Origin of the sequence: Klebsiella sp. CN_Kp100 (assembly GCF_040065315.1) — a bacterium.
GTDB classification, from domain to species: Bacteria; Pseudomonadota; Gammaproteobacteria; order Enterobacterales; family Enterobacteriaceae; genus Klebsiella; species Klebsiella oxytoca.
In genome coordinates this window covers 55,408-70,392 of sequence record NZ_JBEAIJ010000051.1, presented here as the reverse complement: position 1 = coordinate 70,392, position 14,985 = coordinate 55,408, and the positions used below count along the sequence as shown (strand labels likewise).

Below are 14,985 nucleotides of genomic sequence, written 5' to 3'. Positions count from 1 at the left end.
AGCACATCACTCATAATGATGGGGTCACAGGTTCGAATCCCGTCGTAGCCACCATATCAAGGAATTATTGATTCAGTTCGATAAATCCAGAAAGAAATTGGGGTATCGCCAAGCGGTAAGGCACCGGATTCTGATTCCGGCATTCCGAGGTTCGAATCCTCGTACCCCAGCCAATTTCAAAAGACGCTCGCTTCAGAGGAGCGCTTGTTGAAGTCTATCCAGGCTGTAATTAAGTCTGACTTCAGCACAAGATAGCCAAAATAAAATTGGGGTATCGCCAAGCGGTAAGGCACCGGATTCTGATTCCGGCATTCCGAGGTTCGAATCCTCGTACCCCAGCCAATAAATAGCAAAAAGCTCGCTTCGGCGAGCTTTTTGCGTTCTGGTATTTCGGCGATACCGGCGGAACTTCCCGACCCGGCCGCATCTACGGCAGCCGGGCCGCTCAACGTTACAACCCCAACGCGTATTTCAACGCCTGACGCTTCAGTCCGCCAGCGCGCTCGGCCGCCATCAGCCCAATATTTCTCAGTATCCGCACCGGTGGCAAATCGTTGCTAAATCCGGCGTAAAACAGATCCATCCCCGACTGCATAATAAAGTTGTCCGCCTGACGGCGCGTCTGGTAGCGCTTGAGCACCGGTAGGCTGGCCCACTCTTCGCCGTGGGCTTTTGCCCTGGCCAGGACATCCAGCAGCGCATCGACATCGCGATAGCCCAGATTGACCCCCTGCCCCGCCAGCGGATGAATGGTGTGCGCAGCATCGCCCACCAGCGCCAGCCCAGGTTTGACATACTGCAATGCATGGCGACGGGTCAACGGAAACGCGCCCGCGCTTAGCGGCGTCATCTCTCCCAGCCGCGCCGGGAAGTGGTGATTAATTTCCTGCTGTAGCTGAGCCATGCTCATGCCCTGCAGCTGGCGAATCCTCGCCGGCGTGTCGTACCACACCAGCGAAGCCCAATGATCGAACAGCGGTAAAAACGCCCGTGGCCCCGCAGGGGTAAACTGCTGCCAGGTACTATCGCCGGGATCCTCCGCGCACTGCACGCTGATCAACATACAGGATTGTTGGTACTGCCAGGCATGGATACCGATTCCTGCTAGCTGCCGCACCTGTGAACTGGCGCCGTCCGCACCCACCAACAGCCGCGCATCAAGCTGGCTGCCATCGGTCAGCGTGACCGAAGCGTGCGTCTCTGCGCGACGCATCTCCTGAAGCGATGTGCCCACCCGCAGGGTGATGTTCTCGTGGGTCTCCAGCGCCTGCCATAGGGCACGCTGCAGGACGTTATTCTCTACCATATAGCCCAGTTCCGGCAGCTTCAGCTCCGCGGCGTTAAACACCACATGCGCGCTTTCCCACTCCCAAGTCTCGAGCTGGCGATAGGCATGGGCGCGCATGGACCGCACGCTATCCCAGACCCCCAGGCCTCTCAGCAGCCCTACCGATGAGGCGCCGATCGCCGAAATACGCACGTCAGGCGTGGAAGAAGCGTCAAAAGCCGGCGGCGCGTTTTTTTCAATGACCGTCACCGTAAAGCCCTGCTGCGCCAGGCCTAGCGCCAGGGCGCCGCCGACCATCCCGCCGCCAACGATAACGACATCTGTTGCATGAATTGTCATGGCTATTATCCTTAAACCCGAATCTCCTCAGTTTACCGGATTTTTATTCGGCTTGCGGTGATTACGGTCGTACTGGTCAGGGCGCGGTCAAAGCATTACAATACGCGCCCTGCAATCCTGGCTTTATATCCGTCACCCTTCACATTGCAGAGCAACATCCGGTGAAGACGCTGACTTTGGGTATACCTAATTAAGCATGAGCAAGTCGATGACAAAAAAACTCCATATTAAAACCTGGGGCTGTCAGATGAACGAATACGATTCATCAAAGATGGCCGATCTGCTGGATGCCACCCACGGGTATCAACTCACCGAAGTGGCGGAAGAAGCGGATGTGCTGCTGCTCAATACCTGCTCAATCCGTGAGAAGGCTCAGGAAAAAGTTTTCCATCAGCTAGGACGCTGGAAGCTGTTAAAAGAGAAGAACCCCAACCTGATCATTGGCGTTGGCGGCTGCGTGGCTTCTCAGGAAGGCGATCATATTCGCCAGCGCGCCCACTATGTCGATATTATTTTTGGGCCGCAGACCCTGCACCGTCTGCCGGAAATGATCAACTCGGTACGAGGCAACCGCAGCCCGGTCGTCGATATCAGCTTCCCGGAAATCGAAAAGTTCGACCGCCTGCCGGAACCGCGCGCCGAAGGCCCAAGCGCCTTTGTTTCCATCATGGAAGGCTGCAATAAGTACTGCACCTACTGCGTGGTGCCTTACACCCGCGGTGAGGAAGTGAGCCGCCCAAGCGACGATATCCTGTTTGAAATCGCCCAGCTTGCGGCTCAGGGCGTACGTGAAGTCAACCTGCTCGGGCAGAACGTGAACGCCTGGCGCGGGGAAAACTACGACGGCACCACCGGTAGCTTTGCCGATCTCCTGCGTCTGGTTGCGGCGATCGACGGTATCGACCGGATCCGCTTTACCACCAGTCACCCCATCGAGTTCACCGACGATATCATCGAGGTTTACCGCGATACGCCGGAGCTGGTCAGCTTCCTGCACCTGCCGGTACAGAGCGGTTCCGACCGCGTGCTGAACCTGATGGGCAGAACCCATACGGCGCTGGAATACAAAGCGATTATCCGTAAACTGCGCGCGGCGCGTCCGGATATTCAGATCAGCTCCGACTTCATCGTCGGCTTCCCTGGCGAAACCACCCAGGATTTCGAGCAGACCATGAAGCTGATTGCCGATGTGAATTTCGACATGAGCTATAGCTTCATCTTCTCCGCGCGTCCGGGAACGCCGGCGGCCGATATGGTCGACGATGTACCGGAAGAGGATAAGAAGCAGCGTCTGTATATTCTGCAGGAGCGCATCAACCAGCAGGCGATGGCCTGGAGCCGCCGTATGCTCGGCACCGTGCAGCGCATTCTGGTGGAAGGCACCTCACGCAAGAGCATCATGGAGCTGTCTGGCCGCACCGAGAATAACCGCGTGGTGAACTTCGAAGGCTCGCCTGAGATGATCGGTAAGTTTGTTGATGTCGAGATCACCGACGTCTGGACAAACTCCCTGCGCGGTAAAGTGGTGCGCACCGAGGACGAAATGGGTCTGCGTATCGCGGAAACCCCGGAGTCGGTGATTGCCCGTACCCGTAAAGAAAACGATTTGGGCGTCGGCATCTACCAGCCATAATCCGTTCAGGCCTGCCGCTCCGGCAGGCCTTGTATTTCCTCTCCTGAACCCAATATCTACAGCGATGCTTGCGCCATATTCCGATGACGTGAATAATTTCCTGACCGGCTACCCTCCGGCTATCAATGTATAAGAGGAACAGTTTGAATACAGACACTCGCGAAATCACCCTTGAGCCCGCGGACAACGCCCGTCTGCTGAGCCTGTGCGGCCCGTTTGATGACAACATTAAACAGCTGGAACGCCGTCTCGGCATCGAGATTAACCGTCGTGACAACCACTTTAAACTGACCGGCCGGCCGATTTGCGTCACCGCAGCGGCGGATATCCTGCGCAGTCTGTACGTTGATACCGCACCGATGCGCGGCGAAATTCAGGATATTGAACCGGAACAAATTCATCTGGCGATCAAAGAAGCCCGCGTGCTGGAGCAGAGCGCCGAAAGCGTGCCGGATTATGGCAAGGCCGTGAATATCAAAACCAAGCGTGGCGTGATTAAGCCGCGTACGCCGAATCAGGCGCAGTACATCGCCAATATTCTTGACCATGATATTACCTTCGGCGTCGGCCCTGCCGGGACCGGGAAAACCTACCTGGCGGTCGCCGCAGCGGTAGACGCGCTGGAGCGCCAGGAGATCCGCCGTATTCTTCTGACCCGTCCGGCGGTTGAGGCCGGCGAAAAACTGGGCTTCCTGCCCGGCGATCTGAGCCAGAAAGTGGACCCGTACCTGCGGCCGCTGTACGACGCGCTGTTTGAGATGCTCGGCTTCGAGAAAGTTGAAAAGCTGATTGAGCGCAACGTGATTGAAGTCGCGCCGCTGGCCTATATGCGCGGCCGTACGCTGAACGATGCGTTCATCATTCTTGATGAAAGCCAGAACACCACCATCGAACAGATGAAAATGTTCCTGACTCGTATCGGCTTTAACTCTAAGGCGGTCATTACCGGCGACGTCACACAGATTGACCTGCCGCGCAGCACCAAATCGGGCCTGCGCCACGCAATTGAAGTGCTGGCAGAAGTCGATGAGATTAGCTTCAACTTCTTCCATAGCGAAGACGTGGTGCGCCATCCGGTGGTTGCCCGTATCGTTAACGCCTATGAAGCCTGGGAAGAAGCAGACCAGAAACGTAAAGCAGAGCTGGCCGCCGAGCGCAAACGCGAAGCCCAGGAACAGGAGCATAAATGAGTCAGGTCATTCTCGATTTACAGCTGGCTTGCGAAGATAACAGCGGAATGCCGGATGAAGCCCTGTTTCAGCGCTGGGTCGATAGCGTTATTCCGCAGTTCCAGGAGGAGTCGGAACTCACGATTCGGCTGGTTGATGAAGCGGAAAGCCACGAGCTGAACCTGACCTATCGTGGGAAAGATAAACCGACTAACGTGCTCTCTTTCCCCTTCGAAGCGCCACCCGGCATCGAAATGCCGCTGCTTGGCGATCTGGTCATCTGTCGTCAGGTGGTCGAACAGGAAGCGCAAGAGCAAGGTAAACCGCTGGAGGCGCACTGGGCGCATATGGTCGTCCACGGTAGCCTGCATCTTTTGGGCTATGACCATATTATTGATGAAGAAGCGGAAGAGATGGAATCCCTCGAAACGGAGATAATGCTTGCTCTGGGCTATGAGGATCCGTACATTGCCGAGAAGGAATAACCTGTTGCCGGCTTTGCCGGCGACTGGCCGCTATGCCGGGCGCTGAGTATACGCGTGACGAGCGACTATTTAACCAACATGAGAACCCATACGACGCCATGAGCGACGACAATTCACACAGTAGCGACACAGTAAACAGCAAAAAGGGATTCTTCTCCCTGTTACTCAGCCAGCTTTTTCACGGGGAACCAAAAAACCGTGATGAACTGCTGGCGCTGATCCGTGATTCCGGGCAAAACGACCTTATCGACGAAGATACGCGCGATATGCTCGAAGGGGTAATGGATATCGCCGACCAGCGCGTCCGCGACATCATGATCCCCCGCTCGCAGATGATTACCCTGAAACGCAACCAGACGCTGGACGAGTGCCTCGATGTGATCATCGAATCCGCCCACTCGCGTTTCCCGGTGATCAGCGAAGACAAAGATCACATCGAAGGGATTCTGATGGCCAAAGATCTGCTGCCGTTTATGCGCAGCGATGCTGAAGCCTTCAGCATGGAAAAAGTGTTGCGCCCGGCGGTTGTCGTGCCCGAAAGCAAGCGGGTTGACCGCATGCTGAAGGAGTTCCGCTCCCAGCGTTATCATATGGCTATCGTTATCGATGAGTTTGGCGGCGTCTCGGGTCTGGTGACCATTGAAGATATCCTTGAGCTGATCGTCGGTGAGATAGAAGACGAATATGACGAAGAAGAAGATATCGATTTCCGTCAGCTGAGCCGCCATACGTGGACGGTACGCGCCCTGGCCTCAATCGAAGACTTCAACGAAGCCTTCAGCACCCACTTCAGCGATGAAGAGGTTGATACCATCGGTGGTCTGGTGATGCAGGCCTTTGGTCATCTGCCTGCCCGCGGCGAGTCTATCGACATTGATGGTTACCAATTCAAGGTCGCAATGGCCGACAGTCGACGTATTATTCAGGTACACGTAAAGCTTCCTGATGATGCCCCGCAGCCGAAGCTGGAAGACTAATCCAACGGGACGATTAACCTAAATGGTATTTGCCTCTCTCATTGAACGCCAGGGCGTACGCCTGCTGCTGGCGCTTTTATTCGGAGCCAGCGGAACGCTGGCTTTTTCACCTTATGACATCTGGCCGGCGGCGATTATTTCATTAATCGGCCTGCAGGGCTTAACCCTCAACCGCCGACCTGTGCAAAGCGCCGCGATCGGCTATTTCTGGGGCTTAGGGCTGTTCGGCTCCGGTATTAATTGGGTCTACGTGAGTATCGCGCAGTTCGGCGGTATGCCCGGGCCGGTCAACGTTTTCCTGGTCGTTCTGCTGGCCGCCTATCTCTCTCTGTACACCGGATTATTTGCCGGTATTCTTTCGCGCCTGTGGCCAAAAACCAGCTGGGTACGCGTTGCCATCGCCGCCCCGGTGATATGGCAGGTTACCGAGTTTCTGCGCGGCTGGGTGCTGACCGGCTTTCCGTGGTTACAGTTTGGCTACAGCCAGATCGACGGTCCGCTCAAAGGGCTGGCGCCCGTTATGGGCGTCGAGGCGATTAACTTCCTGCTGATGATCGTCAGCGGTTTGCTGGCATTGGCTATCGCGCAGCGTAACTGGAAGCCGCTGATCGCCGCCGTCGTGCTGTTCGCCCTGCCCTTCCCGCTTCGCTACATTCAGTGGTATCAAGCGCTGCCGGCGCGCGCGACCACGGTTTCGCTGGTACAGGGCGATATCCCCCAGGCGATGAAATGGGACCAGAATCAGCTACTCAACACCCTGAAAACCTATCTGGATCTCACCCAGCCGCATATGGGTAAATCGCAGCTGATCGTCTGGCCTGAGTCCGCGATTCCGGATCTGGAAATTAACCAGCAGCGCTTCCTCAGCATGATGGACGACCTGATGCGGTCGAAAAATAGCTCGCTGATCACCGGCATCGTCGACGCGCGCCTGAACGCACGTAATCGCTACGATACTTACAACACCATTATTACGCTGGGCAAAGATAACCCGTACAGCTACGATTCAAAGAATCGCTACAACAAGAACCATCTGGTGCCGTTTGGTGAGTTTGTGCCGCTGGAATCGATTCTGCGTCCGCTGGCGCCATTCTTTGATCTGCCAATGTCCTCTTTCAGCCGCGGTCCGTACGTGCAGCCGCAGCTGGTGGCGCATAACATGCGACTGACGGCGGCTATCTGCTACGAGATCATCCTTGGCGAGCAGGTGCGGGATAACTTCCGGCCGGACACGGATTTTCTGCTAACCATCTCTAACGACGCGTGGTTCGGTAAATCTATCGGCCCGTGGCAGCATTTCCAGATGGCGCGTATGCGCGCGCTGGAGCTGGCCCGTCCGCTACTGCGTAGCACCAATAACGGCATCACCGCGGTCATCGGCCCGCGCGGTGAAATTCAGGCAATGATCCCGCAGTTCACCCGCGCCGTGTTAACCAGCAAAGTGACCCCAACGACAGGACTGACGCCGTACGCTCGTACGGGAAACTGGCCGCTGTGGGCGTTAACTATCCTGTTCGGTTTTGGCGCCCTGCTGATGAGTCTGCGCCAGCGCCGTCAATAATTCCTCCTTTCTCTTCTACCGCGGCGGCTTTCGTCGCCGCGGTCATCTCTTCCTTTCGTTGCATATTGGCACGGCCATTGCTTAATAAATTCCTGTAGCAACGCGATCCTGAGGGGTACAACCCGGTTGCACCACCACAGATCATCAGGCAGCGCTATTTTGGTGCAATGGGGGATTTTTGCCTTTAAATGGTGCGGTGCGCCTCGCAAAAACCAACAATATAGCAGCAAAATCTTTACATTAAGCCAAACTAAATGCTAACAAACACATACAAATGCTGCACGCAAAGACGGCAGCCATAAAAAGCACACACATTCACAATGGGTATCAATAGCGTTTAACGACGCTGAGGATAAGGAGTCGGATATGCAATTACGTAAACTGGCCGCAGCAATGCTGGTCATGGGACTGACCGCCGGCGCGGCGCAGGCAGAAGACGCAGCAGCAACCACCGGCCAGAGCACTCTGGATAAAATTGCCAAAAACGGCGTCATCGTCGTTGGTCACCGTGAATCATCCGTTCCATTTTCTTACTATGACAACAAGCAGCAGGTCGTAGGCTACTCCCAGGACTACTCAAATGCGATCGTTGATGCCATCAAGAAAAAGCTGAACAAACCGGATCTGCAGGTGAAGCTGATCCCGGTTACGTCTCAAAACCGTATCCCGCTGCTGCAAAACGGTACCTATGATTTCGAATGCGGTTCCACCACCAACAACCTTGAACGTCAGAAACAGGCGGCCTTCTCCGACACCATTTTCGTTGTCGGTACCCGTCTGCTGGTGAAAAAAGGCGGCGCGATTAAGGACTTTCCGGACCTGAAGGATAAAGCCGTCGTCGTCACCTCCGGAACTACCTCCGAAATTCTGCTGCATAAGCTGAATGACGAGAAAAAAATGAACATGCGCATTATCAGTGCTAAAGATCACGGCGACTCTTTCCGTACCCTGGAAAGCGGACGCGCGGTGGCCTTTATGATGGATGACGCGCTGCTGGCGGGCGAACGGGCGAAGGCGAAGAAGCCGGATAATTGGGAGATCGTCGGCACGGCGCAATCTCAGGAAGCTTACGGCTGTATGCTGCGTAAAGACGATCCGCAGTTCAAAACGCTGGTTGATGAGACGGTAGCCCAGGCGCAGACCTCCGGTGAAGCCGAAAAATGGTTCGACAAGTGGTTTAAAAATCCTATTCCGCCAAAAAACCTGAATATGAATTTTGAACTCTCTGACGAAATGAAAGCGCTGTTCAAATCACCTAACGACAAAGCTCTTAACTAATTAAAAAAAACAAGGGGCAGGAACTCCTGCCCTCCCGATTGTTGCTACGGCGCGGACAGACTATACGGCGGCTGGTCGTTCCCCAGCGGCCGCGAATACCGAAACAGGCTGAGCAACAATCTTCGAGGGTAGCGCTGCTACCCTTTTTTTTCCAGGAGTCATGTATGTCAATAGACTGGAACTGGGGGATATTCCTGCAACAGGCCCCGTTCGGCAATACTACCTATTTAGGCTGGCTATGGAGTGGTTTTCAGGTCACCGTTACGCTGTCGGTCTCGGCCTGGATTATCGCCTTCTTCGTAGGCTCGCTATTCGGTATTCTCCGTACCGTCCCTAATCGTCTACTCTCGACTATCGGTACCTGTTACGTTGAGCTGTTCCGTAACGTTCCGCTTATCGTGCAGTTTTTCACCTGGTATCTGGTGGTGCCTGAACTGCTGCCGGAAAATATCGGCATGTGGTTTAAGTCCGAGCTGGACCCTAATATTCAGTTTTTCGTTTCTTCGATGCTGTGTCTGGGATTATTTACCGCCGCTCGCGTCTGCGAACAGGTTCGTTCCGGCATCCAGTCCCTGCCGCGCGGCCAGAAAAATGCCGGGCTGGCGATGGGGCTGACGCTTCCGCAAACCTATCGTTACGTGCTGCTGCCCAACGCCTACCGCGTTATCGTGCCGCCAATGACCTCTGAAATGATGAACCTGGTGAAAAACTCGGCCATCGCTTCCACCATTGGACTTGCCGATATGGCCGCGCAGGCGGGTAAGCTGCTGGACTACTCGGCCCATGCCTGGGAATCGTTTACCGCCATCACCCTCGCCTACGTCTTTATCAACGCCGTCATCATGCTGATCATGTACGTGGTCGAACGTAAGGTCCGCCTGCCGGGCAATATGGGGGGTAAATAATGTACGATTTTGACTGGAGTTCTATTATCCCTTCCATGCCATACCTGCTGGCTGGACTGGTCATCACGTTAAAAATCACCGTGACCGCGATTGTTATCGGGATTGTCTGGGGGACGATTCTGGCCGTGATGCGCCTGTCGAGTTTCCTGCCGCTGGCGTGGTTTGCCAAAACTTACGTTAACGTCTTCCGTTCTATTCCGCTGGTAATGGTACTGCTGTGGTTTTATCTGATTGTCCCGGGTTTCCTGCAGAACGTGCTTGGCCTGTCGCCGAAAACCGATATCCGGCTGATTTCGGCGATGATCGCCTTTTCCATGTTTGAAGCGGCTTACTACTCGGAAATCATTCGTGCCGGTATTCAGAGTATCTCCCGCGGCCAGTCCAGCGCTGCGCTGGCGCTGGGCATGACCCACTGGCAATCTATGAAGCTGGTGATCCTGCCGCAGGCGTTTCGCGCCATGGTACCGCTGCTGCTGACTCAGGGCATCGTCCTGTTCCAGGATACCTCGCTGGTTTATGTCCTGAGCCTGGCCGACTTTTTCCGCACCGCCTCGACGATTGGCGAACGTGACGGAACCCAGGTGGAGATGGTGCTGTTCGCAGGCGCCGTATATTTTGTTATTAGCCTCAGCGCATCGCTGTTGGTCAGCTGGTTGAAGAAAAGGACTGTGTAATGATTACCCTGAAAAATGTTTCAAAATGGTATGGTCACTTTCAGGTGCTGACCGATTGCTCCACGGAAGTGAAAAAAGGCGAAGTGGTGGTGGTCTGTGGGCCTTCGGGTTCGGGTAAATCAACGCTGATTAAAACCGTCAACGGCCTGGAGCCCATCCAGCAAGGTCAAATCATCGTCGACGGCACCACCGTCAACGATAAAAAGACCAATCTCGCCAAACTGCGCTCGCGGGTCGGGATGGTATTCCAGCATTTCGAGCTGTTCCCGCACTTATCGATTATTGATAACCTCACCCTGGCGCAGGTTAAGGTGCTCAATCGCGATAAAGCAGCTTCTCGAGCAAAAGGGCTAAAGCTGCTGGAACGCGTGGGGCTTTCCGCCCATGCTGAAAAATTCCCTGCTCAGCTCTCGGGCGGGCAACAGCAGCGCGTGGCCATCGCTCGCGCGCTGTGCATGGACCCCATCGCCATGCTGTTTGATGAACCCACTTCCGCGCTTGACCCTGAGATGATTAACGAAGTGCTGGACGTTATGGTTGAACTGGCGAATGAAGGGATGACCATGATGGTGGTTACCCATGAAATGGGCTTTGCGCGTAAGGTCGCCAACCGGGTCATCTTTATGGATGAAGGTAAAATAGTCGAAGACGCCGATAAAGAAGCGTTTTTTGCTAACCCGCAATCAGAACGCGCCAAGGACTTCCTCGCCAAAATTCTGCACTAACTTCTGCGGCGCGCACGATATCACCGTGCGCGCCCGCAGCCCTTCCCCTTTCAATCGCTTCATCTCAAGGCGTCAGCTTCACAACGTGAAGTAAATATTTCACAAAGAATTCAGGGGCCGGTGAATGGATAAACCGCCACGGCATCGTTAGCATACAGCCTCTCGTAATAATCCCCCCGGAGTATGAATTATTTAAAAATAATATTTCAATCGACTTGCTATACGTCGCTGGCTATTTCCGACCGCGCATAGCTATTAATAATAATCTCACTCAATGAAACAAACGGATATTGCTTCATGTGGACTAATACCAACAGCCTGGCCATTATTTTGTGTTTAAATCTGCTCACCTGTTTTACTGCCCGCGCGGGTATTGAGGCCGCAACGGTAAACCAGGTTGAACAGGATAAAGCCCGTGAAAGCGCATTAATGCCCCATCAGCAGCAATACCAATCCTCTCGTAGCCATGTAAAAACGCAAACTTTAATATTTCCCGAAGAAGCGACCTGCAGATATATCACGCAAGTTGATATTGCCTCCGAGGACAAAGCAAAAACCACCGCCCTCCTCGGAAAGATCGCCTCCCAGGCGATTGGCCATTGTTTAGGTGTGGAAGGAATTCGTCTGCTGACGACCGCTTTGCAAAATGAGCTGATAACGCAAGGGTATATCACTTCCCTGATCGATGTTCCGTCCCAGTCATTAGAAGGCGGCATTCTGAAGATAACGCTTGTTTATGGCAAAACGGGGCATATTGCTTTTGCGCCGAATAGCGCCACGACCAACCTGTGGACCTCGATGCCCACGCATACCGGTAAGATCCTGCGCCTTAGCGATCTTGAACAAGGGATGGCTAACCTGCAGCGCCAGCCTGGCGCCAGCGCCCATATGAAACTGCGGCCGGGGGAACATATCGGCGAGAGCGATATTGAAATCGCCCGCGTAACGGATAAACAGTGGCAGATTGGCGCCTGGCTTGATGATGCCGGTAGCCGCGCCAGCGGGCGCTATCAGGGCGGCGGCGCGCTGTACCTGTACGATTTATCCTCACTGAACGATATTCTGTCCATCTCAGCAGGCGGCGACGTTGAATTCAACCAGCACAACGACGGCAACCATAACGGCAACCTTTACTACTCCGTACCTTTTGGTTACTGGTCATTGAGCATGTACGGCTCCTACAGCCAGTACCGCCAGCTGTTTAAAGGAAGATGGTCAAGCATCGACTATAAAAGTAAAAACCGTTATTACAGCGCGACCCTTAGCCGCCTGCTTTCACACACCCGACAGCAAAAAACGACCGCCGATCTGCGCATAGCGAAAAGCAGTTCACACTACTTTTTTGGCGGCGATGAGCTTTACGTCATGCGCAAACAGAATCCGGTCTGGGAATTTACCCTGCGCCACCAGCGCTATTTTAACAATAAAATTGTCGACGCCAGCGTGGGTATTCAGCGCAGCCTGCCGTGGCTCAGCTCCGTGCCTACGCCAGAGGAAAAAGCCGGTTTATACAGCCGCCATTCGCGCGTCGTGCATGCCGATATTCAGGCATTAATGCAGTTTGCCGCAACCGGCGATAAATTTAGCTGGATGCCGCGTTTCCATGCCCAGTTCAGCCCGGATATATTATCTTCGGACAACCAGTTTAATATCGGCAATCGCTGGACGATTCGCGGTTTTGACGGCGAAAATACGCTATCGGCCAATCAGGGCTGGTACTGGCGTAACGACTTTAGTTGGAATATACCTACTGCCGACCGGCAGTTATATCTTGGCCTCGATTTCGGCAGAATCATCGGCAACGAGCGCGCGCAGCAAGGGAAAAGCCTTTCTGGCGCAGTCGGCGGGATCCGTGGAGAAATAGCATCAACGCAATATGACTTTTTTATCGGCACGCCTATCAGTAAACCTGATGACTTTCATAGCGATGCCATGAATATGGGCTTTTCATTACAGTGGAGGTATTAGTTTTCATCCGCGCATTACTGCTATTTACTGATTCATCTTTTTATATTTAAAGGAATAAATTACATGTTTAAATTCAAGGTTTCATATGTTGCGCTGGCGGCAGCGCTAAGCTCATCCGTTGTTTATGCCGACCCGTCAAGCTATACGCATAGGTCAGGGGCAAATGTTATTGATATTGAAGCGCCTAATGCCGCAGGCGTCTCGCATAACTTATATCGCGAATTCAACGTCGGCCCTAACGGCACTATTTTAAACAATAGCGCCAGCGACGTGAACCACAGCACTCACGGTAATATCGCAAAGAATAATAATCTGACCAACGGCAGCGCTTCCGTTATTTTGAATGAAGTCACCTCCAATAAAATGAGTAACCTACAGGGCTTTATCGAAGTTAACGGGCAAAAAGCCGATGTCGTGATCGCCAACCCCAACGGCATCACCTGCTCCGGGTGCAGTTTTATCAACACCAACAAAGCGGTACTCACCACGGGCCAGGTCAACCTGAGCGATACCGGGGCGATTGATAGCTATACGGTCACACAAGGGAAAATCACCATCGGTGATAAAGGTATGGATGCCTCTACTAACTATGCCGCCCTGCTTGCGGATGCCATTGCGATTAACGGCAGCGTAACTGCCGCCAATGCTACATTGGGTGCGGGTAACTTCACGTTTGACAATAAGACCGGGAAAATAGCTACCCTTGGGAAAACAGCAACGGTTATGCAAATGATCTTTCCGGAATACAGCATCGATATCAGTAACCTGGGTGGAATCAAGGCCAATAGTATTAGCATGGTGGGTAATACCTTAGGTCTTGGCGTGCGTAATAAAGGCACTATTACCGCAAATGCCGCGCTCGCCATGACCAGCTATGGTTCTCTGGTTAATGAAGGGGCCATCAACGGGAATGGTCTTATGACAAATATTGTTTCAGCATTGGATATGAAAAATACGGGTACGATTAGTAGTACCGCTTACGCTACACAACTCAGTAGCATGGATGCCCTGACCAATGAAGGGAAAATTACCAGCAGCCAGGCGCTTGCCATTAGCGCGACGGGTAATCTTGTAAATACAGGTACCATTCGCGGAACAAAAGCTTTATCCGTAGCCAGCAATGGCGATATCACTACTCGCTATGGCTCAAATATCATTTCCGATGGTCGGATTGACATGTCAGCCCGTAATATCAACCACGGAGGTTCAATGCGAGGTGATATCACTGATATTAAATTTAGTGGTGACAAGTTTAACGTCACCGGTAATATCTCAGGTAACTCCAGCCTGACCGTGAAATCAGTGCAAGATGAAAACATTGGTTCTGGTAAAATATATAACACAGGCCGTATTTCCGGTAACGATGTGACATTGGTTACTAACGGCAATCTGGATCAGGAAGGTAATATTATTGGCTACAATTCACTGTCAATTAAAAGCAACTCATTAGATAATGTTTACTATATCTATGGGGCTTCGCTGAACATAGAGAGTAATTATGTCCGCAACAGGGCCACAATCGATGGCAATACCACCAGCATCACTGCGGGAAATGGTATTTTTAACGAAGGCCAAATTTCTGCGAATGGTGATATGAATCTGAATACGAAATATAGTGCAAATATAACCAACTACAACACTATTAAAGCTGGTGGTACACTGACGATGACTGCCAGAAACGTTAAGAACGGAGGCTACCGCTGCGGTTTCATGGGTCTCGCATCTTGTGGTGTTGGTTCTATTTCAACTAATAAACTGGTACTCAATTCTTATCATGACTATAGTTATGAAATGGGTGGACGCCTGCAGTTTAAATATGCAGAAGTAAACTCCATGCGTTAAAAATAAGCGATGCGCTGCTGACAGCGCATCGCTTATATATGCCTGAAGCGAACGCCAAATGCGCAAACACTAGCGTTTTTCAGGCACCCCAGAGAGCCAACTTCCTCTTGATTTGGCTCAATCACGATCGTACCCGTGGCT

General features: G+C 53.2%; 12 protein-coding genes and 2 tRNA genes. 13 read left to right on the top strand and 1 reads right to left on the bottom strand.

The genetic code is table 11. The annotated features are described in order from the left end of the window. Positions 1 to 98 precede the first annotated feature (98 nt). Both ABLV12_RS23310 and ABLV12_RS23305 read left to right on the top strand, forming a co-directional pair. Positions 99 to 173 (top strand) — tRNA-Gln (locus ABLV12_RS23310). Positions 174 to 267: 94 nt separating this feature from the next. Further along, positions 268 to 342, top strand: a tRNA-Gln gene (locus tag ABLV12_RS23305). A 109-nt stretch (positions 343 to 451) separates the two neighbouring features. Here ABLV12_RS23305 and ubiF read toward each other — a convergent pair. Next, complete coding sequence (gene ubiF / locus ABLV12_RS23300) at positions 452 to 1,627, bottom strand: 3-demethoxyubiquinol 3-hydroxylase (protein ID WP_017146348.1); 1,176 nt, start codon at positions 1,625 to 1,627, stop codon at positions 452 to 454. Positions 1,628 to 1,835: 208 nt separating this feature from the next. On the opposite strand from ubiF, the gene miaB reads away from it, so the two are divergent. The 11 genes from miaB (at position 1,836) to ABLV12_RS23245 (ending at position 14,844) form a co-directional block, all read left to right on the top strand. Then, positions 1,836 to 3,260, top strand: coding sequence for a tRNA (N6-isopentenyl adenosine(37)-C2)-methylthiotransferase MiaB (gene miaB / locus ABLV12_RS23295; protein ID WP_004111391.1), 1,425 nt, complete (start codon positions 1,836 to 1,838; stop codon positions 3,258 to 3,260). Between the two features lie 143 nt (positions 3,261 to 3,403). Beyond that, on the top strand, positions 3,404 to 4,450 hold the full coding sequence (locus ABLV12_RS23290) for a PhoH family protein (RefSeq protein ID WP_004100205.1): 1,047 nt from the start codon (positions 3,404 to 3,406) through the stop codon (positions 4,448 to 4,450). Continuing rightward, positions 4,447 to 4,914, top strand: coding sequence for an rRNA maturation RNase YbeY (gene ybeY, locus ABLV12_RS23285; protein ID WP_004100202.1), 468 nt, complete (start codon positions 4,447 to 4,449; stop codon positions 4,912 to 4,914). The genes ABLV12_RS23290 and ybeY overlap by 4 nt, the downstream gene beginning before the upstream one ends. A 98-nt stretch (positions 4,915 to 5,012) precedes the next feature. Beyond that, positions 5,013 to 5,891, top strand: a complete 879-nt coding sequence (gene corC / locus ABLV12_RS23280; protein WP_017146349.1) for a CNNM family magnesium/cobalt transport protein CorC — start codon at positions 5,013 to 5,015, stop codon at positions 5,889 to 5,891. A 22-nt stretch (positions 5,892 to 5,913) separates the two neighbouring features. Next, complete coding sequence (lnt, locus tag ABLV12_RS23275; protein ID WP_064397458.1) at positions 5,914 to 7,452, top strand: apolipoprotein N-acyltransferase; 1,539 nt, start codon at positions 5,914 to 5,916, stop codon at positions 7,450 to 7,452. 366 nt (positions 7,453 to 7,818) lie between these two features. After that, a complete protein-coding gene (locus tag ABLV12_RS23270) occupies positions 7,819 to 8,730 on the top strand; it encodes an amino acid ABC transporter substrate-binding protein (protein ID WP_004100196.1) in 912 nt (303 codons plus the stop codon). Positions 8,731 to 8,894: 164 nt separating this feature from the next. Then, entirely contained in the window at positions 8,895 to 9,635 is a 741-nt protein-coding gene (locus ABLV12_RS23265) for an amino acid ABC transporter permease (protein WP_348867381.1), read from the top strand. Then, complete coding sequence (gene gltK / locus ABLV12_RS23260; protein WP_004100190.1) at positions 9,635 to 10,309, top strand: glutamate/aspartate ABC transporter permease GltK; 675 nt, start codon at positions 9,635 to 9,637, stop codon at positions 10,307 to 10,309. The genes ABLV12_RS23265 and gltK overlap by 1 nt, the downstream gene beginning before the upstream one ends. Beyond that, positions 10,309 to 11,034, top strand: a complete 726-nt coding sequence (locus tag ABLV12_RS23255) for an amino acid ABC transporter ATP-binding protein (protein WP_004100186.1) — start codon at positions 10,309 to 10,311, stop codon at positions 11,032 to 11,034. The genes gltK and ABLV12_RS23255 overlap by 1 nt, the downstream gene beginning before the upstream one ends. A 297-nt stretch (positions 11,035 to 11,331) precedes the next feature. Next, positions 11,332 to 13,002: a ShlB/FhaC/HecB family hemolysin secretion/activation protein gene (locus ABLV12_RS23250; protein WP_004111385.1), complete on the top strand. Its 1,671-nt coding sequence runs from the start codon at positions 11,332 to 11,334 to the stop codon at positions 13,000 to 13,002. Positions 13,003 to 13,065: 63 nt separating this feature from the next. Continuing rightward, complete coding sequence (locus ABLV12_RS23245; RefSeq protein ID WP_049591137.1) at positions 13,066 to 14,844, top strand: filamentous hemagglutinin N-terminal domain-containing protein; 1,779 nt, start codon at positions 13,066 to 13,068, stop codon at positions 14,842 to 14,844. Positions 14,845 to 14,985 lie beyond the last annotated feature (141 nt).